Genomic DNA, 23,860 nt, shown 5'->3' on the forward strand with positions numbered 1-23,860 from the left:
ACGAGATTTAGATTGACAAGACAACATGGCAATAAAAAAAGCGTCGGCAGTTTCCCACCCACACATCAGTTGAGGTCATAAAACGGCAGATGATGCCGAATGAACCAAGAACTTGATGGACCTGCCTGATGACTCTCAGACGAGGTGAAAAGCGGGTGCTTCTGCTTTGTTGTTTTTAATCACTATGTCATCTTAGCACTAGCAGGAAAAGATGTCAAGATATCGCGCATGAATAATTGGTAGCTCACACTTTTATGATGATACCAGTCATTCTCTCGTTTCGCAATACCTTTTCAAAGGGAATAATGAAATATCAAAGGAGGGATCGACATGAACTGGCGAAAAGATGTATCGCGAGAACATGACTATCATGATCAAGTCCAGCAGATTGTCAGTAAGACGATGCAAGCACATGGGCTAGAAGATGAAACATTACAGGCGGTTTTAACAGACTTATTAGAAGAGATGAATCGCATCACCTTAAAAATTGTCGACGACCACGAGTCGGCTCAAAATTATATCCATAAGCGTTGGTATTAATGGAAAACCCATTGCTTGTTAAAACGATTCCTAATAAGGAAGACCGCCTGCCTCAAATGGAGGGAGACGGTCTTTTTGATTATTGTGCGTATACCATTTGGCCGCCAAGGTGTCCCGCATAAGCTAGCAATCCGGCACCGATAAGAGCTACAACGAAACTGAGGGTGATCCACAACTTTCCTTTCGCACGATATCCAATGCCGAGTAAGATGATTGTGACCCCAAAAGCAATCAAGCTATATAAAGCAAAATGCTCATGGTTTTCAATCATCGCCTCTGTTACTGATGGCAGATTCGCTTCCGCATATTCTTCCGCACTATCCCCCGACAAGAAAGCTACCGCACCTGATAGTAATCCGGCAACTAATGTGATGAGCGCGAACAGTCGAAAACTTGTCCATTTAAAACTGATTAAAATTAGGAGCGTTCCAAAAAGCAGTAACCCAATTGGAGCATGAACGAGCAATGGGTGTAGCGGGACCCCACCAATCATGACGATTCCTCCTCAAATTGATTTGTTAATGGAAAGTATTTACCCGAATCGATTCAATTCCTACCGCATTCTCCAATTTTCCACAATGCCACACAATTAGTTTGTGAGGGATTTGAAGAAATTGCCGATTGCCTCAAACAATCGAGCAAAGAACCCCTTCACTTCTTCTTGTTCTAAGAATGCTTGAACATCTTGCCCAGCGTCTTTTAATCCGTTACTGATCGATGACCAATCTAGATTCGCTTGTTGCATATTCTCAAACAAGGTCGTCAATTGATCGAGCTGTCCCTCGGATAGTTGAACGTTGTTTTGATTCAATACTTGGATGACGATATCGCGAATCTCAATATTCGTTTCAGGCATTTGATTCGCAATTTCCGCTTTAATCTCGTTCATGAGACCTGCTACATCTTCTTGTCCGACCGTCTTTCCAATTTCAGACGTGACGGCCAATTCTTCTTGTGCCAATTCTTTTCGTTCATCCGACAATTCGATGCCTGTTTCGGCTGCCGTCTGATCGTACGCCTTCATAATCCCCGTCAAAGCCGAGGTACCCGTCACGTTAATCGGTGACGTGATATAGATGTCCGCATCCGTCACACCGGCCGTGACGAGGGCGTTCGCATACATATCTTTCGTGACCCATGTCACGTTCTCCGTTTGAATATCGAGACCAGTCCCGTTCGTCAATTTGATTCGGGCAGATGAGTACATGCCACCCCCACGTTGTGCCTGCGGAACAGAATCACCTAAATATTTTTCTTCGTCCGCTGCCGTCGCAATAATCGGTTCGATGCCTTCCGGGGCGTCCATTCGTTCGAGTACCCATTTTTCTTGTTCTGCTGATAACGACTCGCCAAGTGTCACAATCGTGTCATTGACGATTGCCTCCGCTCCGACTTTTGGAATCGCTCCTGTGAACGCAACCGCCCCAATAGTAAGTGCCAATACTGGCTTCATATAATTCATTAAGTATCACTCCTTATGTTTACGATACGTGTAGATGACCAAATACACATCCGTCTATAGACCGAAAAAAACCACCTTTCTGGTTGGAAAGGTGGTCCCTCACTTAACGTGAACGGTTCGCAATCTCTTCTGTGAGCGATGCGATGAATTCATCAAGTGACGCAGAAATTTGTTCTTGTTGACCGTAACGGCGAATGTTGACCGCACGCTCATCACGTTCTTTATCTCCAAGTACGAGCGTCATTGGAATCTTCTTCATCTGCGCTTCACGAATCTTATAGCCGAGTTTCTCGTCACGAAGGTCTGTTTCGACGCGGACACCGCGCTTAACGAGTTCCGCTTTCACTTCCGCGACGTATTCATCGTGAACATGCGAGACCGGGATTAACTTGACCTGAACCGGTGCGAGCCATGTCGGGAATGCGCCTTTATACTCTTCAATCAAGTAAGCGACAAACCGTTCCATCGTCGAGACGACACCACGGTGCAAGACGATTGGACGATGATCTTTTCCGTCTGGTCCTGTGTATGTCAAATCGAAACGTTCCGGAAGCAAGAAATCAAGTTGAACAGTTGAGAGTGTCTCTTCTTTCCCGAGCGCCGTCCGTACTTGTACGTCGAGTTTTGGACCGTAGAATGCCGCTTCCCCTTCCGCCTCGAAGTATGGAAGCTCGAGCTCATCCATTGTTTCTTTCAACTGACTCTGTGCCATCTCCCAAATCGCATCGTTATCGAAGTACTTCTCTTTATCGGCAGGATCGCGATACGAGAGACGGAAACGATAATCTTTGATGCCGAAGTCCGCGTATACTTCTTGGATCAAGTGAACGATGTCTTTGAATTCTTGCTTCATCTGTTCTGGTGTGACGAACGTATGTCCATCATTCAAGACCATATAGCGGACACGTTGTAAACCGGTGAGCGCGCCTGACATCTCGTAGCGGTGCATGCCGCCAAGCTCAGCGATTCGAAGTGGAAGTTCACGGTACGAACGCGGCTCATGTTTGTAGATTGTCATATGGTGCGGACAGTTCATCGGGCGAAGGACGAGTTCTTCGTTGTCCATCTCCATTTTCGGGAACATGTCATCTTGATAGTGATCCCAGTGTCCAGATGTCTTATACAAGTCGACCGAACCGAGAACCGGTGTATAGACGTGTTGATAGCCGAGTTCGAGCTCTTTATCAACGATGTAGCGCTCGACCGTGCGACGAATTGACGCCCCTTTCGGTAGCCACATCGGAAGCCCTTGTCCGACTTCTTGTGAAACGAAGAAGAGATCGAGTTCTTTCCCGAGTTTACGATGGTCGCGCTCTTTCGCTTCTTCAAGAAGACGCAAGTGCTCGGCGAGTTGTTCTTTCGTTGCCCATGCTGTCCCGTAAATACGTTGTAACATTTTATTGTCCGAGTCTCCGCGCCAATAGGCACCAGCCACACTCATCAATTTAAAGATTTTCAGCTTCGAAGTTGACGGGACATGTGGTCCGCGGCAAAGGTCGAAGAATTCACCTTGGTGATAGATTGTCAGTGTCTGATCGGCTGGAATGTCTTCAATCAACTCAATCTTGAGCGGGTCTCCCAACTCTTTATAACGAGCGAGCGCCTCATCACGAGAAACGACTTCACGCGTAATTTCCAAGTTCTCATCGACGATACGTTTCATCATCTTTTCAATTTCAGGAAGGTCTTCCTCATTGATACGACGGTCCATCTCGATATCGTAATAGAACCCGTTCTCAATCGTCGGTCCGATTCCGAGATAGATGTTATTCTCTTCTCCGTATAGACGTTTGATTGCCTGAGCCATCAAGTGAGCCGACGAGTGGCGCATCAAATCAAGACCGTCTTCCGAGTCCGGCATCACGAGTTCGATTTTACCATCATGCTCGATTGGACGACGGTAGTCGATGAGTTCTCCATCTAATTTTGCTGCGATTGCTTTTTTACGAAGTCCCGGGCTGATCGAGCCTGCGACGTCTTCTGCTGTGACGCCGGCATCAAATTCTTTTACCGCGCCATCTGGAAATGTTAATTGAATCATGTACATCTGTCCCCTCTCAAAAAAATGAATATAAAAAAAGCCCATCCCTCAAAAAGGGACGAGCTTTGATTCTCGTGGTACCACCCTCGTTCCCAAGCAACATGCTTGGCTCGAACACACGATAACGAGTGTGAATCGCCGCACGATTGACCCGTACGGTGCTCCGAGGGAGTAAATGCATCGTCGTCGTTAGGAAGCTTCCACCGCCCTTCCCTCGCTAAAACTCGTCTCGATGACCCATATCCTCTTCTGTGCATCCTTTATATGCTTCTTAGTATAGTCAACTCAACCGAGAAAAACAATCCTTTACCGACGGCGATTTTCACCCTTTAATTCAATTTGGGTCGTCGTCGTGGAAATGCGTTGCATGAGACGCTGTGCTTTCATTTTGTTTTGTGGCGAGCCGTCAATTGAAAAATGAGTCTCGAGCTCTTCCCCGCTAAAGTTTGAACTGTAGAGCGTCGGCAAACGGTGCATCATCCGATATTGAAGAATGATTCCGAACAATTCATCACGCACCCACGGGCTGATGGCTTCAGCACCGATATCGTCAATCAATAGGACGGGCACGTGTTGGAATGACGTTAAAAATGAATCGAACGACTCGGTTCGAATTTTACGTTTCGCTTCCGACACAAAGCCCGGGGCGTGAACTAAAATCGTTTCAATATCCGCCACTTTCAACTCATTGGCGATGGCGGCGAGTAAGTACGTCTTCCCGACGCCAAAACTACCATGTAGATAAAGTCCATTGACTTTTTGTCCCGACTTCATCCCCGTCACGAAACGCATCGCTTCACGCAATGCAATCTTACGTGCATCGTCCGCCCAATCGAAGGATTCGAAACTCGCCTCACGGACTTCTTCCGGTAAAAATAGACTTTTGAATTTACGGTCCATCTCTTTTTGTCGTCTCGCCTGACGATGTGCGACTGTCTCTTCATAACGGATCGCAATCTGTCCTAAATCGACGTATAGCACCGGTTGATGACCGGGGATGACGGCCTGCTCTTCGATGAACGTCTTCCCATCCATCTGTTCGGCATACTCACTCAGTTTGGTAAACCCGATCTCAATCGCCTTCTCTTCTAATTCAGGATGAGCATTCAAAAAAGCGATGACCCCTGGATGATTGAGCGTTCGTTTACGAATCGACTCATACGCCTCGCGGACTTCTTTCCGATTCATCAATTGAGATAAAGACTGATTGATTCGTTCCATTCCCTCACCCCTTCTCTTTCAACTCATTTAATAGTTTCACAAGTTCCGCATCATCTGGAACGGACGACTCGAGCTCTTTTTTTCTTGCCTGGTCATACGAGCGTTGTTGTTTAGCCTCATCTTCGAGCCATTTCGGCATATCCCCTTGTTGAGGTTTCCGTCGTGATCCGACCGTGGTACGTTGCACGCTCTCGCGTTTTTGCTGTTTCTTCTCGATAAGCGCATCTTGTGACGCTTCTTGCTCCAACGCTTCTTTTGCATTCGTATAGCCCGCTGTCTTCCAACTCGTGGCGATACGAAGGACATAGTTCTCACTAAGACGTGTCTGCTTCTTCACTTCGATACAATAATAGAAGAGTGCGTTGATGACCCCTGGAGCAAGACCAAGTGTATCGACGAGCTCGATGACCAACTGTTCGTCGCTCTTTGACAGTTGTGGAGTCTTTCGAAGAGTCGATACATATTGATGTGGGTGTGCGGACTCCATCACATCAGGGTCATGGAGGTCTCCAAGCTTCGTCTGTTCAAGTTCGACCGTTTTCTCTTTCCGGTGGCGGGTCTGTTTCTTCTTCAACTGCAAGACCATTTGACGACACCCGTCCCGCTTTTCTTGCTCGCTGAGTGGGAGATAGGCTTCGTGGACAAAGTATTCTTTCAGCATCTCTGCCATCGTTTCTTCATCGAGCTGCGACACGTAGGCCAGTTTTGTGATCGTTTCGTCTAATTTTTTTGTGAAAAATCCGACTGGAAAATTCGTCAGTTTTTTCACAATCTCCATATCAAACGAATAGTTGATCTCAATCTTTGCCCGGTCCGGCTTTTCATAATTTTTTTGTGTGAACGCGCGATGGTTCACCCCTTTGACGTCAAACACTTCATTAAAGTCTTTTGTGACTTCAACAATGCCTGCTGGCAACGGATCAATCGTAAAACGTCCCTGTAATTGTTTAAATCGTACTTCCCCGACTTTATAGAAGAGAAAGCTCGATAACAATCCGTCATTTAAAAACGTATGAGGGGCGAGTGGAACTCGTAATTGATATACGTATTGTGTAGAGCGGGCATCCTTCGTTTTATACGTTCGCACCAATCCGATTGCCTCAAGACGGAATAGACTATCCATCAACTCATTGATGGAATACTCCAACATCTCACACAAGGCACTGTGTGACATATAATTTGATTTCATTTTCCCTGGTTTCAGTTCGCTCCATAACGTTTGGTACAGTGCGAGCGCCTTCACTCCGATAACAGGTTGATATAGGTGGTAAAGGGACTGGTACGATTCACGGTCGACGAGACCCGTACTCATGATAAGTAATTCATCTGTCCCAAAGATTGTACGTTCTTTCTCCATAGCTCTCTCCCTTGAAAAAGGGCGACCAGCGGGCCGCCCTTTAGTTGGTCGAATTTTCTTGCTTCATTAAATCTTCAAGTTCTTTAAAGAACACCGTGATGTCTTTGAACTGGCGATAGACGGATGCGAAGCGAACGTATGCCACTTCATCCACCCGCGCAAGTTCATTCATCACCAACTCACCAACTTGCTCACTCGGAATTTCCGACTGGGCAAGAGCGCGCAGTTGTTGCTCAACTTTTGTCACAACTCCTTCAAGCTGTTCGAGCGTGACCGGTCGTTTTTCGCATGCACGGATAATACCGCGAAGCACTTTTTCACGACTAAACTCTTCACGATTTCCATCTTTTTTTACAATGATGAGCGGTGTCTGTTCGACCGTCTCAAACGTTGTAAACCGATACCCACACTTCTCACATTCACGACGACGTCGAATCGAATAATGGTCTTGCACCGGTCGGGAATCGAGCACTCTCGTTCCATTATGATCACATTTCGGACAACGCATGCTCAAACCTCCTTATCGTTCGACTGATTTATTTCCAATAGCACGGAGCGGGAATTGTTTTGTAAGGGCTTCATAATAGTTCGATACAATTTGGGCCAAGTCTGCCCCAAATCGCTGTTCACGATTCAATGTGAAGTCGACCGCGGTCCGACCACCATCCACTTGTACAATTGTAATGAGTCCATCCCATCCTTCTCCAATGAATGAAAGTTCTCCCCGATTCGAGTCGATACGACGCACCGTCTGACCATTTGACTGAATCTGACCTTCTAGCCATTGTAAGATAGAAATCGGAGATGCTGCATAGTAACGAGTTTGCAGTGATTCATGTTTATGTGTATCTTTCGTTTCAATATGTGTTTGTAACTTATCTAACAGTCCCATAATCCACCTCAACGCCTGAGTTATATACGTTAAGCATATCAAAATTACGGCGACAACAAAACAATTAAAAGGGCTGACCGTCAAACGGCCAGCCTCAAAAGATTCTTCAGAATTATTTAGTTAGTGCGACCTGTGCTTCAGGAACACGAATCGGTCCCATTCCACGCTCAAGTTTCACATCTTCACGTACTTTTGCATCCAATCCTTCGGCGATATATTGCGATGCCGTAGCTGGATCGATTCGATCTCCACATGTGAACACGTCAACAGACGCATAGCCATGTTCTGGGAAACTGTGAATCGTTAAGTGTGATTCTGAAATGATGACGACCCCACTCACACCGTGTGGCGCAAATTTGTGGAATGCAACTTCGCGGACTTCAGCGCCCGAACGAAGAGCAGCATCGACGAACAAACGCTCGATGTAGTCGATATCATTTAATTTGTCGGGATTGCACTCCCAAAGTTCTGTAATAATGTGACGTCCCATAGTATCCATATTAGTGGATCCCCCTTTACATCAATGGTCTCAAAGTAGTTGATGATCACTCACTTTGTGCCTGAATCGCCCACAACCACGGGGGCAAGTTAGTCCTAAGAGGTCCTAACCCTTTAAGTTGCGTTTGTCAGACCAATTGAAGTTCACGAAACTGAGTGTAACGTGTTTAGGACGTCGTTACAAGACATTTGTTTAAAAAAAATGAAAATATTTTTTAGAGCGTAATATTTTTTAGGCGTGGGTTTCTTGTTGACCGATTTGAAGGTAACTCGCAACCATGTCTAACAAGTCGACGACGCGGCACGAATAGCCCCATTCGTTGTCGTACCATGCGAGTACTTTGACATGGTTTCCTCCAAGCACCATCGTTGAATCCATATCGATAATCGACGAACGGTCGTCCCCATTAAAGTCGATGGAGACAAGCGGTTCGTGAGAAACACCTAAAATCCCCGTCATCTCACCAAATGCCGCCCGTTCAAATGCTTCATTGACTTCATCGACCGTTACGTCACGATGTAGTTCGACGACCAAGTCAACGAGCGACACGTTCGGTGTCGGGACGCGAAGTGCCATCCCGTTCAGCTTGCCTTGAAGTTCTGGCATGACGAGTCCGATTGCTTTTGCAGCTCCAGTTGAAGTTGGAATGATTGAGCTACCACAAGCACGTGCCCGGCGTAAATCTTTGTGCGGATTATCGATGTTATTTTGATCGTTCGTATAGGCATGCACCGTCGTGATGAGCCCTGTTTCAATGCCAAACGTCGAATGCAACACCTTTACGACGGGACCTAGGCAGTTCGTCGTACACGAAGCGTTTGAAATGATGTGGTCTTCTTCCGGTCGATAGTCGCGATCATTGACCCCCATGACGATTGTTCGTAAATCGCCTTTACCTGGCGCAGTTAAAATGACCTTTTTCGCACCTGCATCAAGATGGAGTTTTGCTCCGCTATCTGAATTAAATTTTCCTGTTGCTTCGACGACGATGTCGATTGCAAGGTCCGCCCAAGGCAAACGTGATGGATCACGTTCTGAAATGAGTTCGATTCGTTTCCCATCAACCTCGAGCGCATCCCCTTGCGCCCGAACCGTTAGTTCAAATGGTCCATGAATGGAATCATGTTTGATCAGATGAGCGAGCGTTTCTGCTGGATAGCTCGCATTGATTGCCACTACTTCGTGACGTCCCTCAAGCATCAACTTTCGAAATACCATTCTCCCGATTCGACCGAATCCGTTTATTGCAACTTTTGTCCCCATGCTGCATCCCCCTTTTTCTACATTACGGTTTCATTATAACGGATAGCTGTAAGCGTTTTCACTATGTAATGTCACATTTCTTTCGTTTTTCTTTGTTTATTTTTTGAAAATCAGGGGAATTCTTTGGCGTAATGCACAAAGAGAAAGGAGGCGTCACGATGTTTGATTGGGGAGATATCGATAAATTCTTCATCTCATTCTTCATTATTTTACCGATTGTGACGTTAATTCACGAGTTCGGTCACTTCTTCTTCGCAAAATTGTTTGGTGGCTCGCTCGATATGCAAATCGGTACTGGAAAGAAGTTATTTAAAGTAGGTCGTTTACAAGTAAACCGCGTCTATTTTTACGACGCGTGGTGCCAGTTCACGGATTTAAGATGGAGCAACAAAGTCACTCGTACACTAGTCTATGGCGGTGGAGCCATTTTTAATTTAGCGAGTATTTTGATCGTCAACGCATTCATCCTTCGACGAGATATCGAACCAACACTCTATTCGTATCAGTTCGCCTACTTCTCGTTCTACTACATCTTCTTTTCACTTTATCCGATTTACTACTCAAACGGTCATCCAAGTGATGGTCGTGCAATCTACGATACATGGAAGAAAGGCTCACCTGACTCCGATCCGTTAAACTAAAAAGAAGGCGATTAGTCGCCTTCTTTTTGTATTGTCTTAAATTGTTCGACCAAACGATCAATTTGTTGTGGCAAATCGCCTAATGCCCCATTGTTATTAACAAGGAAATCCGCCTGGTGTTTTTTATCTTCGATTGGAATCTGTGAGCGAATACGGGCAAGCGCCTCTTCTTTCGTCAATCCGTTACGTTCCATAAGACGCATCAACTGTATCTCTTCGCGACAATAGACGACGACAGAATAATCGACGAGATCGAGCATTGTGCCCTCAAATAAGAGAGGAATATCAAAAATGACAACAGATTCCCCGGATGCTTCATAAGCACGCATCTGTTCCTTCATCTCTTCACGAATTGCCGGATGCATCAATTGATTCAATTGCTGACGCTTCGTTTTATCATGGAAGATTTCCCTTCCTAGTGCAGGACGGTTCAATACATCACCATCAAAACATTTCGGAAAAGCGGTTTTTACACCTTCAATCGCCTTTCCTCCCGGTTCAACGACCGTTCGCGCAATCAAATCGGCATCGATAATCGGAATTCCTCTTTCTCGAAACAATCGAGACACCGTAGACTTTCCGGTTGCGATCCCACCCGTCAACCCAATTTTCAACATATTCGCCCACCCCTTAGCGTTGTTGGCAGTTTGGGCAATAATGCGTGCCGCGTCCGCCGAGCTTCATCTTTTCAATCTCTTGGCCGCATCGCTGACACGGCTCCCCCGCCTGTCCATAAACAAACAATCTTTCTTGGAATGTTCCCATTGCCCCATCTGGATTCGTATAACTTCGAATCGTACTTCCACCGCGCTCGATTGCTTCCGTCAGAACGTCAACCGCTTCGACTCGGACGTTTTCGACTTCTTCCTTCGATAAGCTAGCTGCCGGTCGAGTCGGATGAATACCGGCTCGAAATAGTGTCTCATCCACATAAATATTACCTAACCCAACGAAAATGGACTGGTCAAAGAGAGCTGTCTTGATTGCTCGCGTCTTCATCCGTTCTAAACGTCGATGCAACGCCTCTCCGGTCACGCGCTCATCAAACGGTTCATATGCGAGCAAGGAAAGCGGTGGCGTCGTATGAATCGTTTCATTCGTCCGCAACTCCATCGTACCAAATTTGCGCACATCGTTATAATGAAGTGTTGATTGATCGGTAAATGTTATCACGACATGTGTATGTTTAACAGGTTCTGTGATTGTTTCATGTGGGAAAAACTTCCCTTCCATACGTAAATGCGAGACGAGGTAACCGTTCGTTAGTTTGAATAAAATGAACTTTCCACGACGTTCCACATCTACGATTGTTTCTCCTACTAAATGGTGAACCCATTCTTCAGCATCATGTCCTCGAATAATTTTAGGGTCGAGTACATCGACGGACTGAATCGTTTTTCCTGAAACGAATGGTCGCAACTTACGACAGACCGTTTCGACTTCTGGTAATTCTGGCATACTGATTTCCTTTCTATTCGTTTATTTCGTGTCAAACCAAGTAATCCCGACGGCACCGTCTGCACGTAACGGGACATCGAGTGTGACCGTATGCTCCATTGCATTGGTCACGAGTTTCTCTAACGCTTCCATTTCATCGGAAGGTCCTTCAAAAATTAACTCATCGTGTACTTGTAACAAGAGTTTTGATTGAAGCCCTGACGACTTTAACGCATTGTCAACATCAATCATCGCTTTTTTGATGATATCAGCCGCCGTCCCTTGAATCGGTGTATTGATTGCGGTACGTTCAGCAAATCCACGTAAGTTAAAGTTGCTTGAATGGATATCCGGAATATTTCGACGTCGTTTTAACATCGTCTCCACGAAACCATGTTCTCGCGCACGTTCAATAGCAGCATCCATGAATGTCTTCACTCCCGGAAACTGCTCAAAATACGTATCGATAAAGGTTTGTGCTTCCTTTCGAGTAATTCCTAGGTTTTGCGAAAGTCCATAGTCACTGATGCCATAGATGATCCCAAAATTGACCGCTTTCGCTTGACGACGCATGAGCGACGTGACTTCTTCATTCGATACTTTAAATACGTTCGCTGCCGTTGATGTGTGGATATCCTCATCGTGCAGGAAAGCATCCATCATTTTCGCATCTTGTGACATATGCGCCATGATACGTAGTTCGATCTGAGAGTAGTCGACCGCATAAAGCACCCAACCTGGTTCGCTTGCGGTGAACGCCTTGCGGATACGACGACCTTCCTCTAATCGAATCGGGATGTTCTGTAAGTTCGGATTGACCGACGAGAGTCTCCCTGTTTGTGTCAACGTCTGCGTGTATCGAGTGTGAATCTTGCCGTCGTCTTTTACAACTTTCTGCAAGCCTTCAACATAAGTTGATTGCAGTTTACCGAGTTCACGATAATGCATAATTTTTTCGATGATTGGATGAAGTGGCGCCAATTTTTCAAGAACATCCGCTGCAGTCGAGTAACCTGTCTTCGTCTTTTTCACAGGAGGGAGTGCTAATTTTTCAAACAAGACGACCCCTAGCTGTTTTGGCGAATTGATGTTAAATGGTTCGCCAGCCAACTCATGAATCGTCACTTCAAGCGCGGAGAGTCGTTCTCGAAGATCCGTTTCCATATGTTGAAGGGTTTCGACGTTCACATGAATACCTGCCCACTCCATTTCAGCTAACACGGATACGAGCGGCTTTTCGAGTGCCTCATATAGTTCTGTCTGTTCATTGTCTTTTAATTCTTTTGCGACACGCTCAAACAACGTCAAAATTGAGTGTGCTTTCTCCGTGAGGTGTGCATGGAACACATCCTCTTCAGGGATTTTGATTTTCGCCCCTTTTCCGTAAACCGCTTCGTCTTCCTCAAGATGATATGCGAAGTGAGAGGCGATCGAGCTGAGCGACGTTCCGCCAGAAAGATTTAATAAGTATCCTGCGACGAGCAGATCTTCATATCCCCGAAGTGTCAATTGGTGTCGCTTCAATTGAATGATCGTCTGTTTCGCATCTAGACAGATGGTCGTCTGAGATTCATCCTCAATCCATTGTTTGACCCGTTCATCTTGTAACAGTGACACGTCACCAATGGTCACGCCACGGTCCGATGCAATCGCAACCCCGATGATATCATCTTCAAAATAATCGTCTTTCAACTGTTCAAGTAAGAGAACAGCTTGTGACAGGTCTTGATCCGCCACATCGATGGTCGGCCGTTCTTCCTTTTCGACTGGTTCTTCTGATGAAGTATCTTGTAATTTCCCAATCAGCGACTTGAATTGAAGCTCCATAAAGAGCGGTTTTACGAGAGAGGCATCATATGGTTTGAAGACGAGATCGTCAGCGGATACATCGAGTGGCACGTCCGTATAAATGGTCGCCAACTGTTTCGACATTTTCGCTTCACGTTCGTTTGCTTCAACCTTTTCCTTCTGCTTCCCTTTTAGTTCATCCGTATGTTCGTAGAGTCCTTCGACAGTCCCATACGTGGTAATCAACTTCAGCGCCGTCTTTTCTCCCACACCTGGAATCCCCGGGATGTTATCCGATTTATCACCCATCAACCCTTTTAAGTCAATCATCTGAATCGGTTGAAGTCCTTCGTAGCGTTCCTTGAACGCAGTCTCGTTCATTTTCTCGACGTCTGTGATCCCTCGTTTTGTCAAATACACTGTCACGCGTTCGTTGATGAGTTGAAGTAAATCTTTATCTCCCGTCACGATGGTCACATCATCAAAGGTCGTGTCCTTTGAAAGGGTTCCGATGATATCATCCGCCTCATATCGGTCGAGCTCTAAGACTGAGATGCCGAACGCCCGACAAACGTCACGCACGAGCGGGAACTGCTCTCGTAATTCTCCAGGTGTCTTTTGACGCCCACCTTTATATTCTGCGAACGTATCGTGCCGAAACGTTTTCTTCGATGCATCGAAAGCCACGGCGAAATGAGTCGGTTGTTCATCTTCCATCAATTTCAATAACATCATCGTAAATCCATACACCGCATTCGTATTTCTGCCCGATGCATCCGACATCGGAGGCAGTGCAAAAAACGCACGATATGTTAAGGAATTCCCATCCAGGACTAGTAATTTATTCATTCAATCGACCTCCATTCTTCTCTTCACTCATCATACCATACGGGTACATGCGTTCGAAAAAAAAGACCCTTTTCTACGAATAGAAAAGGGCCAAATTCCCGATCGTGTGGAGATGAGCACCGATCGGATCACGAGATGATGAAGAGGTCTCATTGATAGAATAACAAGGTTTTGTAAAGTAAATATGAATGAACGATAAAGGGATTGTTAAACCCGTGGAAATCTGATGGTAAACGTCGTTCCTTTGCCTTCTTCGCTATCGACGTCAATCGTTGCATGATGCAAATCAATGATATGTTTGACGATTGCGAGCCCGAGGCCAGTTCCACCCGAGTTCCGACTTCTTGCCTTATCGACACGATAGAAGCGTTCAAAGATCCGGCTCACTTCTTTTTCAGCTATCCCAATTCCATTGTCCTTGACGCGAAGTTCGTAAGAATCTTGCTTCGCCTCAACGAAAATTTCCACGCGGCTGCCTTCCGGAGAATAGTTGATGGCATTAGCGACCAAGTTCATGATGACTTGTTTCATCCGGTTCAAGTCTGCTTGAAGGATGACTTCTCCATGATGTTGCGCCTCTAGGTGTATCGATTTCTTGTTCGCTTTTTGACTTAGAAGTAGACATACCTCGTCGACAAGTTGATTTAAATCAACGGACACCAGTTCCATCTTGAAATCGTCTCGCTCGAGTCTTGACAATTCGAGGAGATCTTCGACGAGCATCTGCATCCGTGTCGCTTCCTTTTGGATAATGTCTAAGAACTGGTCACGAAGTTCAGGCACTTCTTTCGCTCCATCTAGGAGTGTCTCACTAAATCCACGGATGGACGTCAGTGGCGTTTTGAGTTCATGACTGACGTTCGCCACAAAGTCTTTGCGCATCTTCTCGAGTCGCTTCAATTCTGTAATGTCGTTGAAGAGTAACGTCGTCCCACGAAGCATTCCCGTATCACTGAAAATCGGTGCCGCGGATACCATATATGTTTTTTGATTGAATCCAGTTCGGATGGATAATTGACGACGGTGCACTTCTTCCGTTAAATAGACATCTTCAATGAGCGATTCGACATCAGGACTTGGTAAAATCCCATGATAGAATTGTCCGATGGATAAATCGTCATATTGGAACATCTCACGATACGAGCGGTTGACCAATGTGACGATCCCTCGCTCATCAACAAGAAGGAGTCCGGCTCCCATATATTCGATGAGCGATTCGAGTCTGGCTCGTTGAACGGACTCACCGAGTGAGATGGACTCTAAATTTCGAGCGAGTACGTTAATCGATCCAGCAAGACTACCCGTTTCTTCATCGTTCCGTAATTCATACACGCGAGCCCGATAATTCCCATCTGCCAGCTCACGTAAGACGATCGTCGCTTCATCGATCGGTCGAATAAATTGGTTCGTCAGATGTTGGAGCACGAACAAGATGACAAAGAAAGAGAAGAAGAGTGCTAAAGCAATCGTCAACCAAATTCGATTATAAACTCCTTCTAAGTCTGAGACATATCGAATAAATGTCAAATAGACAGTCCCACCTGTTGCCATCTCGATCGGTTTTGTAAATTGAATCAAATCTTCATTGTCAGCCTCACCGAATGTTCCGTCATCAGGCACGAGGTTAGGGTCGATTTGATAATCGATGGCCCCGACACGAAACGGTGTTCCCGCGATGACCTCCATCCGGCTATTGAGCAGGAGAATGTCAAAACTACTCCCGTCATCGATTTGACCGACATATTCCCGAATCTCGTCCAACTCGCCCCCTTCAAGATAAAGGGCTGCCAGTTGAGCATCTTCTTTTAGACGGTCTCGTTCAGAATCCAAATAGAAATCTTTGAACAGCTGTCCGAGCACAATCCCGAGCGTAAGCAGGACACCGGTGACGAGAAAAATGAGCGTCGTCATAAACCTAGAGCGATAAGTCTTCATTCCGAAGTTGGCTCCTCCATCTTATAGCCAAGACCGCGAATCGTTTTTATATATGTCGGCTTCTTAGTCACCGGTTCAATTTTTTCACGAAGGTGACTGATATGAACATCAACGATTCGTGTGTCACCCACAAAATCATAATTCCAAATGGCCGATAACAATTGATCACGCGTCAACACGCGTCCTTTATTTTTCGCCAAATAAGCTAACAGTTCAAACTCTTTTGGAGTCAATTCGAGTCGCTCGCCCTGTTTGAATACTTCATAGTTTGAAGCGACGATTTTGACATCACCGATTTGAATGACGTCTTCTTCAACCGCCGATTCTTGCGGGGCAGATCGTCTAAGAATCGCTTTGACACGTGCGACCACTTCACGCGGACTAAACGGCTTTGTCAAATAGTCATCCGCACCGAGCTCGAGTCCGAGCACTTTATCGAACTCATCATCCTTCGCCGTCAACATCAGAATGGGCGTATTGACTTTTTGTTGACGAAGTCGCTTGCACACTTCAAGGCCATCCATCTCCGGTAGCATCAAATCGAGCACAATGAGAACGGCATCTTTTTTCTCAGCCAATTCTAAGCCTGTTTTCCCATCATGCGCCGTCTCCACTTCAAACCCGGCTTGCTCTAAATTAAATTTTAATAATGTCGCAATCGATACTTCATCATCGACAACAATTACTTTATCAGCCACACTACTTCCTCCTCTTAATCCATCAAATGTCACTCTCTATTTTACAAACCAAAGCTTGAAACGACCAACCTCAAAGCAAATCTTTACAAAAACAAAACAAATCCACTTTTAGTGTAGCATGTCCTACAAGATGGAAACCGCAAAAAAAGTGCTTCCCACAAATTTGCAGGAAGCACTTTTACTTATAAGACGTCTAATACGGAGCGGACGGAGTCGGCAGATTTAGAAAGCGCTGCTTTCTCATCATCCGTTAATTTGAGCTCAAGTACTTGCTCAATCCCATGCTTACCAAGAATGGTCGGGACACCTAGATACAAATCGTTAAATCCATACTCACCTTCTAAATAAGCAATGGCAGGTAAGATTCGACGCTGGTCTTTGATAATCGCCTCAACCATCTCTGCGATTGCGGCAGCAGGCGCATAATATGCAGAGCCGTCACCTAACAGTTGGACAATCTCACCGCCACCTTTACGTGTTCGCTCGACGATTTGCTCGATTCGCTCATGTGGGATGAGTTTCTCGAGCGGGATGCCTCCGGCGTACGAATAGCGTACGAGAGGAACCATATCGTCGCCATGACCTCCAAGAACAAATCCGGATACGTCTTTGACGGACACATTCAGTTCTTGTGCGACAAACGTCCGGAAACGAGCCGTATCCAGTACGCCAGATTGTCCGATGACGCGTTCTTTCGGAAAACCCGATTCTTTGAACGCTGCATACGTCATCGCATCCACCGGGTTCGTCAAGACGATTAAAATCGCTTCTGGAGAATAGCGGGCAATCTCTTTGACGACAGAACGCATGACGTTTGCGTTCGTTGCAACGAGGTCGTCCCGACTCATCCCCGGCTTGCGCGCGATTCCCGCCGTGATGACAACGATGTCTGAATCAGCCGTATCGGCATAATCTGACGTTCCTGTGACCCAGGCGTCAAACCCTTGGATTGGAGCCGTTTCTTGCATATCGAGCGCTTTCCCTTTCGTCGGTCCAACTTTTTCTTCCATATCGAGTAGGACGACATCCCCTAGCTCACGTTGAGCCAGATACAGTGCAGTGGTTGCACCAGTGAAGCCACTTCCAATTACAGAAATTTTGTTACGACGAATCATGAGCTCTCCTCCTCAATTGACGACTTATTCGTTTGAATTACATATTTTTGATCAATTCATCCGCGAATTCAGAGCATTTCACTTCTGTTGCGCCGTCCATGAGACGTGCGAAGTCGTACGTGACAACTTTCGAAGCGATTGTTTTCTCCATTGAGTTGATGATGAGGTCAGCCGCTTCGTTCCAGTTCATGTGGCGGAGCATCATCTCCCCTGAAAGGATGACTGAAGATGGGTTTACTTTATCGAGACCTGCGTATTTCGGAGCTGTACCATGAGTCGCTTCGAAGATTGCATGTCCTGTGATGTAGTTGATGTTCGCACCAGGTGCGATCCCGATTCCACCTACTTGAGCAGCAAGGGCATCCGAGATGTAGTCGCCGTTCAAGTTCATTGTCGCAACGACGTCGAACTCACGTGGACGTGTCAAAATTTGCTGGAGGAAGATATCTGCGATCGAATCTTTGACGATGATTTTCCCTTCAGCTTCTGCTTTCGACTGAGCTTCGTTAGCAGCTGCTTCGCCAGACTCTTCTTTGATACGGTCATATTGTGCCCATGTGAACACTTTGTCGCCGTATTCCGCTTCAGCGAGTGCATAGCCCCAGTTTTTGAATGCGCCTTCTGTGAACTTCATGATGTTTCCTTTGTGTACAAGCGTCACAGATTTACGGTCGTTCGCAATCGCATACTCGATCGCAGCACGAACTAAGCGCTCCGTACCTTCAGAAGAAACCGGCTTGATCCCGATTCCTGATGTTTCTGGGAAACGGATCTTGTTGACGTTCATCTCCTCTTGCAAGAACTTGATGAGTTTTTTGACTTCATCGCTTCCTGAAGCGTACTCGATGCCAGCATAGATATCTTCAGTGTTCTCACGGAAGATAACCATGTCCGTGTCTTCAGGACGTTTTACTGGTGATGGAACACCCGTGAAGTAACGAACTGGACGAAGGCATGTGTATAAGTCGAGCTCTTGACGAAGAGCGACGTTCAATGAACGAATTCCTCCACCGACTGGTGTCGTGAGTGGACCTTTGATCGCAATCAAGTACTCGCGAATTTGATCGAGTGTTTCTGTTGGGAGCCACTCACCTTTTTCGTTATATGCTTTTTCCCCAGCGTATACTTCCATCCATTCGATTTTCTTGTCGCCGCCGTATGCTTTTTCAACCGCAGCATCAAATACGCGAACAGCCGCATTCCAAATGTCAGGTCCTGTTCCATCACCAATAATGAATGGTACCGTCGGAACGTTTGGTACGTTCAATACACCGTTTTCAACTGTAATCTTTTGTCCTTGTGTCAACATAATGAATCCCCCTAAGTACATTACTGTAGGTCGACGCGTACGCCGACCTACGTCACTTGTTAGTTTACCAAACTTTTGTCTGAAATGTGTCCTGAATTAACGTTCGTTCACAGGAACATATTTACGGCTCGTCTCACCGACATATTCCGCGCGCGGACGAATCAAACGGTTGTCCGCATATTGCTCGAGGATGTGGGCAATCCAACCCGACATACGAGATACGGCGAAGATTGGTGTGAAGAGATCTTCTTCAAGACCGAGCGCATAATACGTTGAAGCTGAATAGAAATCGACATTCGGCTTCAATCCTTTTTCTGTTTCAACGAGATGATCAATTTTTTCAGACATCTCATACCATTTCGGTTCTCCGATTTGAGCTGTCAATTGACGGCTCATTTCTTTCAAATGCTTCGCGCGTGGGTCGCCGTCCTTATAAACGCGGTGACCGAAGCCCATGATTTTTTCTTTACGTTCGAATTTACCACGAACGTATTCTTCGACGCGGTCAACCGAATCGATTTCATGGAGCATCTTCATAACTGCCTCGTTCGCACCACCGTGAAGTGGCCCTTTAAGTGCTCCCATTGCCGCCGTAACACCTGAATACATATCCGAGAGCGTTGCCACACACACACGCGCTGTGAACGTCGAGGCGTTCAACTCGTGGTCAGCGTGTAAGATGAGTGCCTTATCAATCGTTTTTTCTGCGACATCACTTGGTTCTTCGCCGTTCAACATGTAAAGGAAGTTCGCCGCGTAAGAAAGACCTTCTTTTGGAGCGACAGGTTGCTCTCCTTTACGAAGGCGAGCGAATGCTGTCACGATTGAAGCGACTTGCGCTTGTAAGCGAATCGCTTTACGCATGTTCGCTTCATCACTCATGTCTTCAGATTCCTCATCATATAAAGCGAGTTGCGAGAGCGCCGTACGAATCGTCGCCATCGCATTGGCTGATTTCGGTGCACGCTTTAACGTGTCGATCACGTCTTCAGGCAACGTCGCTTCTTTTACAAGCGCTTCTGATAGCGCTGTCAATTCCTCTGCATTTGGTAAGCGGTCGTTCCACAATAAGAAGACAACTTCTTCAAATGTGGCGTTGTCCGCTAAATCATCAATGGTGTATCCTCCGTAAGTCAATTGTCCGTCAATAATTGAGCTGACTTTTGAGGCTGCTGCCACAATACCTTCTAACCCTTTTGTCGTTGACATTCATAACTCCCCCTCAGTCTTGTTTAAAATAATCGACCGTAAAAACAGTCTGTTTATAGGGAATAAGGATACGGGATGGGTTTCTCCCCTGCATTCACCCAGTCTCCGTTTACCCTGTCCTTTATATAGTATAAACAATTTATTGCAAAAAAGAAATGTAAGCGGCTTCAGTTGTCAGAAAATATCAGAACCATTTTTCAATGACGTGATATCCTCCCAAAATCAATGCCGCGATTCCAGCACCAATTAATGGTCCAACAGGAACGCCTTTCATGAATCCGACCGCTAAAATCGTACCTGCGAGGAGTGCTGTCGTGACGACCGGGTCGACGCGCATCAGTTGAACTCCTTGAGCAGCTGCTAAAGCGACAAAGATTCCTGAACCGAATGCGACAATCCCGACAGGCCCTTTAATACTATTCCACAATTCTTTAAATCCGATATCGCCGGTCGCAATCGGTACGAGGACTGCAATCGTAATAATCGTCACGCCCCAGTTGATTCCTTTCGATGCAAGTGTCGGAAACAATTGGTCACCGAACCCTAGAGCTTTAATCACTAAAAGGGCACTACTCGCAATAATAATCGATTGGTTTTGAGCGATGACACCAATCAATACCAATAAAACTAAAAACAGATATGCACTCATACGTATTCCTTTCTATGAACGGAAAAAGAACCGACCTTTGAAGAAGGCCGGTTCGATTGTCGTTCAATTATGCGTTGTAGATTTTACCTGTAAGTGGGTCGATTGAAATCATCTGACCGTCACGTAACGACGATGTCGCTGCATCAACGCCTACGATGACTGGCTTGCGAAGTGATGGACCAACGATTCCAGCGTGGCTCGTCAATCCGCCGTCTTCCGTGATGATTCCAGCCGCTTTTTCGATGGCAGGCATCATTTCTTTATCCGTGAATGGCGCGACGAGAATCATGCCATCTTTTGCTTTCGCATTAGCTTCATCTGCGTTTTTTGCGACCACAACTTCACCGACAACTCCGCGCTCACCGATTCCACGTCCGTCTGCAAGAGCGTGACCTACGATGTGAACTTTCATCATGTTCGTCGTACCAGCAGTCGCTGCAGGGATACCAGCTGAGATGACAACGAGGTCACCGTCAGTGACGAATCCAGCGTGACGTGCCGCTTCTGATGCTTGAACCAACATTTCATCCGTGTTGTTCGGCATTGTTTCAGCAACGATTGGATATACGCCCCATACGAGGTTCAATTGACGTGCAACGCGCTCTGACTCTGTGACTGCGATGATGTTCGCCTCAGGACGGTACTTCGCTGTACGAGCAGCCGTGTATCCTGATTGTGTCGGTGTCAAGATTGCTTTCGCGTTCAAGTTGATTGCTGTGTGAGCAACCGCTTGTGAGATCGCATCCGTTACCGTATGCTCACTGCGCTTCTGACGATCTTTCAACAAGTTTTTGTAGTCGAGCATGCGCTCAGTGCGTTCTGCGATGGCAGCCTGCATTTGAACTGACTCGATTGGATAGTCCCCTGCAGCTGTTTCACCAGAAAGCATGACTGCGTCTGTTCCATCCAAGATCGCGTTTGCTACGTCAGATGCTTCCGCACGTGTCGGACGTGGGTTACGTTGCATCGAGTCGAGCATTTGCGTTGCAGTGATAACCGGCTTCCCGAGATCGTTACACTTCTTGATGAGTTCTTTTTGAACTGGTGTTACTTCTTCTGTTGGGATTTCGATACCGAGGTCACCACGAGCAACCATCAAGCCGTCAGAGATTGCCAAGATTTCTTCGATGTTATCAACACCTTCTTGGTTCTCAATTTTCGGGTAGATCTTGATGTGTGACGCATTGTGTTTTTCAAGAAGTTGACGAATTTCAACCACGTCAGACGCACGACGTACAAATGATGCCGCGATCACGTCAATGTCTTGTGAGATCCCGAATTCGATGTCCGCGATATCTTTGTCCGTGAGGGCAGGAAGGTTTACCTTGACGTTTGGCAAGTTAACACCTTTCTTCGTCTTGATGATTCCTTCGTTTTCGATGACACAACGGAGATCACGGTTATCAAGCTTTTCAACGACACGAAGTCCAATGAGACCGTCGTCGAGCATGATGTGTGAACCGACTTCTACATCATCGTAAAGACCTTCATACGTCACAGAGAAACGATCTTTTGTTCCGACGATTTCTTCTGTAGAGACGATTGTCACTTCTTTTCCTTTTTCAAGAAGTGCCTTGCCATCTTCGAATGTATGCGTACGGATTTCAGGACCTTTTGTGTCAAGAAGTACAGTGACGACTTTACCTGCTGCTTTCGCCGCTTCACGGATGTCACGGATACGAGCACCGTGCTCTTCATAGTCACCGTGTGAGAAGTTAAGACGGGCAACGTTCATCCCAGCTTCAATCATTTCAGGAAGACGCTTCTCAGAAGCCGGTCCAATGGTACATACAATTTTCGTTCTACGCATAATATAAAAACCTCCTAGGGGATATAGTGCAACTTACAAACAGAAAACGGGTGGCCATAGACCTTATCCCGTCTCTGCAACATACTGAACCACTTAAATCGACAATTGGTTGACGAGGTCAATCAATTGCATATCAATCGTGTGCTTGTTATTATCGAGCGCCTCATCGATATCGAGATCCATCATCTGATTGTTGCGGATTCCGACAACGCGGCCCGCTTTTCCTTCAAGCAAGATCTCTACAGCGTATGCACCCATACGACTTGCAAGGACACGGTCCGCAGCAGTCGGGGAACCACCACGTTGAATGTGACCGAGAATCGTAACACGTGTTTCTGAGTTCGTTTTCTCAGCAATCAATTTGCCGATTTCTTCCGCACTTCCCGCACCTTCAGCAACGATAACAATCGAGTGCTTCTTACCGCGTGCAATCCCGTGATTGATTCGTTCCACGATGGCATTCAAATCTTCTGGACGTTCTGGGACGAGAATCGACTCCGCACCGCCAGCAAGACCAGAATAAAGCGCGATATCACCGGCGTCGCGACCCATCACTTCAATTACATACGTACGTTCATGTGATGAAGCCGTGTCACGAATTTTATCAATCGCGTCAAGCGCTGTGTTGAGCGCTGTGTCAAAACCGATTGTCGCATCCGTTCCTGGGATATCGTTATCGATTGTACCTGGAAGCCCGATTGTCGGGAATCCGAGTTCAGTCAATTTTTGAGCTCCGCGATAAGAGCCATCTCCACCGATGACGACGAGGGCATCGATATTGAATTTCTTCAACTGTTCTACTGCTTTTGCGCGACCTTCTTCTGTTCTGAATTCAGGGCAACGCGCAGAACGAAGGAACGTACCTCCACGTTGAATGATATCGCCGACTGATCCGAGATTTAATTCGACTAAATCGCCTTCGATTAATCCTTGGTAGCCGTTATACACGCCGTACACTTCAAGACCTTCGAAAATCGCTTTTCGGGTCACGGCACGGACAGCAGCGTTCATTCCAGGAGCGTCTCCTCCGCTTGTTAATACCGCAATACGTTTTAAATTCACGTCACTCACCTCTTATGTGTTTTAACGAAATCTGAAAATAAAATACCATGTCTGACCTTTGTTTTACAACACAAGTATGTGAA

General features: G+C 46.3%; 22 protein-coding genes. 2 read left to right on the plus strand and 20 right to left on the minus strand.

The window, feature by feature from the left end:
• Positions 1-330 precede the first annotated feature (330 nt).
• Positions 331-540, plus strand: coding sequence for a hypothetical protein (locus KNO66_RS05950; RefSeq protein ID WP_214741310.1), 210 nt, complete (start codon positions 331-333; stop codon positions 538-540).
• Between the two features lie 79 nt (positions 541-619).
• Here KNO66_RS05950 and KNO66_RS05955 read toward each other — a convergent pair whose 3' ends face one another.
• The 9 genes from KNO66_RS05955 to KNO66_RS05995 all read right to left on the minus strand — a co-directional run bounded on the left by KNO66_RS05955 (position 620) and on the right by KNO66_RS05995 (position 9,275).
• Positions 620-1,033, minus strand: a complete 414-nt coding sequence (locus KNO66_RS05955) for a DUF2231 domain-containing protein (protein ID WP_214741312.1) — start codon at positions 1,031-1,033, stop codon at positions 620-622.
• A 96-nt stretch (positions 1,034-1,129) separates the two neighbouring features.
• The gene (locus KNO66_RS05960; protein WP_214741314.1) at positions 1,130-2,002 is read right to left on the minus strand and encodes a DUF1002 domain-containing protein; all 873 of its coding nucleotides are present in this window, start codon (positions 2,000-2,002) and stop codon (positions 1,130-1,132) included.
• 103 nt (positions 2,003-2,105) lie between these two features.
• Positions 2,106-4,049, minus strand: a complete 1,944-nt coding sequence (gene thrS, locus KNO66_RS05965; protein WP_214741316.1) for a threonine--tRNA ligase — start codon at positions 4,047-4,049, stop codon at positions 2,106-2,108.
• A gap of 300 nt (positions 4,050-4,349) precedes the next feature.
• Entirely contained in the window at positions 4,350-5,264 is a 915-nt protein-coding gene (gene dnaI, locus KNO66_RS05970) for a primosomal protein DnaI (protein ID WP_214741318.1), read from the minus strand.
• Positions 5,265-5,268: 4 nt separating this feature from the next.
• On the minus strand, positions 5,269-6,621 hold the full coding sequence (locus KNO66_RS05975) for a DnaD domain protein (protein ID WP_214741320.1): 1,353 nt from the start codon (positions 6,619-6,621) through the stop codon (positions 5,269-5,271).
• 40 nt (positions 6,622-6,661) lie between these two features.
• A complete protein-coding gene (gene nrdR, locus KNO66_RS05980) occupies positions 6,662-7,129 on the minus strand; it encodes a transcriptional regulator NrdR (RefSeq protein ID WP_012726705.1) in 468 nt (155 codons plus the stop codon).
• A gap of 12 nt (positions 7,130-7,141) precedes the next feature.
• Complete coding sequence (locus KNO66_RS05985) at positions 7,142-7,513, minus strand: hypothetical protein (RefSeq protein WP_214741322.1); 372 nt, start codon at positions 7,511-7,513, stop codon at positions 7,142-7,144.
• 112 nt (positions 7,514-7,625) lie between these two features.
• Positions 7,626-8,012, minus strand: a complete 387-nt coding sequence (speD, locus tag KNO66_RS05990) for an adenosylmethionine decarboxylase (RefSeq protein WP_026825618.1) — start codon at positions 8,010-8,012, stop codon at positions 7,626-7,628.
• 231 nt (positions 8,013-8,243) lie between these two features.
• Entirely contained in the window at positions 8,244-9,275 is a 1,032-nt protein-coding gene (locus tag KNO66_RS05995) for a glyceraldehyde-3-phosphate dehydrogenase (protein WP_214741324.1), read from the minus strand.
• Between the two features lie 158 nt (positions 9,276-9,433).
• On the opposite strand from KNO66_RS05995, the gene KNO66_RS06000 reads away from it, so the two are divergent.
• Complete coding sequence (locus KNO66_RS06000; RefSeq protein WP_214741326.1) at positions 9,434-9,916, plus strand: site-2 protease family protein; 483 nt, start codon at positions 9,434-9,436, stop codon at positions 9,914-9,916.
• Positions 9,917-9,927: 11 nt separating this feature from the next.
• Here KNO66_RS06000 and coaE read toward each other — a convergent pair whose 3' ends face one another.
• The 11 genes from coaE to pfkA all read right to left on the minus strand — a co-directional run bounded on the left by coaE (position 9,928) and on the right by pfkA (position 23,777).
• Positions 9,928-10,533 carry a dephospho-CoA kinase gene (gene coaE / locus KNO66_RS06005; RefSeq protein ID WP_214741328.1) on the minus strand — a complete coding sequence of 202 codons (606 nt, stop codon included), beginning with the start codon at positions 10,531-10,533 and terminating at the stop codon, positions 9,928-9,930.
• Between the two features lie 13 nt (positions 10,534-10,546).
• Positions 10,547-11,374: a DNA-formamidopyrimidine glycosylase gene (gene mutM / locus KNO66_RS06010; RefSeq protein WP_214741330.1), complete on the minus strand. Its 828-nt coding sequence runs from the start codon at positions 11,372-11,374 to the stop codon at positions 10,547-10,549.
• 21 nt (positions 11,375-11,395) lie between these two features.
• Positions 11,396-13,990 carry a DNA polymerase I gene (polA, locus tag KNO66_RS06015; RefSeq protein WP_214741332.1) on the minus strand — a complete coding sequence of 865 codons (2,595 nt, stop codon included), beginning with the start codon at positions 13,988-13,990 and terminating at the stop codon, positions 11,396-11,398.
• A 207-nt stretch (positions 13,991-14,197) separates the two neighbouring features.
• The gene (pnpS, locus tag KNO66_RS06020; RefSeq protein ID WP_214741334.1) at positions 14,198-15,925 is read right to left on the minus strand and encodes a two-component system histidine kinase PnpS; all 1,728 of its coding nucleotides are present in this window, start codon (positions 15,923-15,925) and stop codon (positions 14,198-14,200) included.
• Positions 15,922-16,623: a response regulator transcription factor gene (locus tag KNO66_RS06025; RefSeq protein WP_031423155.1), complete on the minus strand. Its 702-nt coding sequence runs from the start codon at positions 16,621-16,623 to the stop codon at positions 15,922-15,924. The genes pnpS and KNO66_RS06025 overlap by 4 nt, the downstream gene beginning before the upstream one ends.
• A gap of 182 nt (positions 16,624-16,805) precedes the next feature.
• Entirely contained in the window at positions 16,806-17,738 is a 933-nt protein-coding gene (gene mdh / locus KNO66_RS06030; RefSeq protein ID WP_214741336.1) for a malate dehydrogenase, read from the minus strand.
• Between the two features lie 37 nt (positions 17,739-17,775).
• Positions 17,776-19,044 (minus strand): NADP-dependent isocitrate dehydrogenase, encoded by a 1,269-nt coding sequence (gene icd, locus KNO66_RS06035; RefSeq protein ID WP_214742393.1) that lies wholly within the window; start codon positions 19,042-19,044, stop codon positions 17,776-17,778.
• 99 nt (positions 19,045-19,143) lie between these two features.
• Positions 19,144-20,256 carry a citrate synthase gene (gene citZ / locus KNO66_RS06040; RefSeq protein ID WP_214741338.1) on the minus strand — a complete coding sequence of 371 codons (1,113 nt, stop codon included), beginning with the start codon at positions 20,254-20,256 and terminating at the stop codon, positions 19,144-19,146.
• Positions 20,257-20,440: 184 nt separating this feature from the next.
• Positions 20,441-20,911, minus strand: coding sequence for a DUF441 domain-containing protein (locus tag KNO66_RS06045; protein ID WP_214742394.1), 471 nt, complete (start codon positions 20,909-20,911; stop codon positions 20,441-20,443).
• Between the two features lie 61 nt (positions 20,912-20,972).
• Positions 20,973-22,715, minus strand: coding sequence for a pyruvate kinase (gene pyk / locus KNO66_RS06050; RefSeq protein WP_214741341.1), 1,743 nt, complete (start codon positions 22,713-22,715; stop codon positions 20,973-20,975).
• 93 nt (positions 22,716-22,808) lie between these two features.
• Positions 22,809-23,777 (minus strand): 6-phosphofructokinase, encoded by a 969-nt coding sequence (gene pfkA / locus KNO66_RS06055; RefSeq protein WP_012726720.1) that lies wholly within the window; start codon positions 23,775-23,777, stop codon positions 22,809-22,811.
• Positions 23,778-23,860: the final 83 nt, after the last annotated feature.

The sequence above is a fragment of the Exiguobacterium sp. s48 genome, from assembly GCF_018617395.1.
Lineage (GTDB): Bacteria > Bacillota > Bacilli > Exiguobacteriales > Exiguobacteriaceae > Exiguobacterium.

Bases quoted from the DNA above. Each gene is read 5' to 3' on its own strand.
- KNO66_RS05950 (WP_214741310.1), top strand. From the start codon at position 331: ATGAACTGGCGAAAAGATGTATCGCGAGAACATGACTATCATGATCAA.
- KNO66_RS05955 (WP_214741312.1), bottom strand. From the start codon at position 1,033: ATGATTGGTGGGGTCCCGCTACACCCATTGCTCGTTCATGCTCCAATT.
- KNO66_RS05960 (WP_214741314.1), bottom strand. From the start codon at position 2,002: ATGAATTATATGAAGCCAGTATTGGCACTTACTATTGGGGCGGTTGCG.
- thrS (WP_214741316.1), bottom strand. From the start codon at position 4,049: ATGTACATGATTCAATTAACATTTCCAGATGGCGCGGTAAAAGAATTT.
- dnaI (WP_214741318.1), bottom strand. From the start codon at position 5,264: ATGGAACGAATCAATCAGTCTTTATCTCAATTGATGAATCGGAAAGAA.
- KNO66_RS05975 (WP_214741320.1), bottom strand. From the start codon at position 6,621: ATGGAGAAAGAACGTACAATCTTTGGGACAGATGAATTACTTATCATG.
- nrdR (WP_012726705.1), bottom strand. From the start codon at position 7,129: ATGCGTTGTCCGAAATGTGATCATAATGGAACGAGAGTGCTCGATTCC.
- KNO66_RS05985 (WP_214741322.1), bottom strand. From the start codon at position 7,513: ATGGGACTGTTAGATAAGTTACAAACACATATTGAAACGAAAGATACA.
- speD (WP_026825618.1), bottom strand. From the start codon at position 8,012: ATGGATACTATGGGACGTCACATTATTACAGAACTTTGGGAGTGCAAT.
- KNO66_RS05995 (WP_214741324.1), bottom strand. From the start codon at position 9,275: ATGGGGACAAAAGTTGCAATAAACGGATTCGGTCGAATCGGGAGAATG.
- KNO66_RS06000 (WP_214741326.1), top strand. From the start codon at position 9,434: ATGTTTGATTGGGGAGATATCGATAAATTCTTCATCTCATTCTTCATT.
- coaE (WP_214741328.1), bottom strand. From the start codon at position 10,533: ATGTTGAAAATTGGGTTGACGGGTGGGATCGCAACCGGAAAGTCTACG.
- mutM (WP_214741330.1), bottom strand. From the start codon at position 11,374: ATGCCAGAATTACCAGAAGTCGAAACGGTCTGTCGTAAGTTGCGACCA.
- polA (WP_214741332.1), bottom strand. From the start codon at position 13,990: ATGAATAAATTACTAGTCCTGGATGGGAATTCCTTAACATATCGTGCG.
- pnpS (WP_214741334.1), bottom strand. From the start codon at position 15,925: ATGAAGACTTATCGCTCTAGGTTTATGACGACGCTCATTTTTCTCGTC.
- mdh (WP_214741336.1), bottom strand. From the start codon at position 17,738: ATGATTCGTCGTAACAAAATTTCTGTAATTGGAAGTGGCTTCACTGGT.
- citZ (WP_214741338.1), bottom strand. From the start codon at position 20,256: ATGTCAACGACAAAAGGGTTAGAAGGTATTGTGGCAGCAGCCTCAAAA.
- pyk (WP_214741341.1), bottom strand. From the start codon at position 22,715: ATGCGTAGAACGAAAATTGTATGTACCATTGGACCGGCTTCTGAGAAG.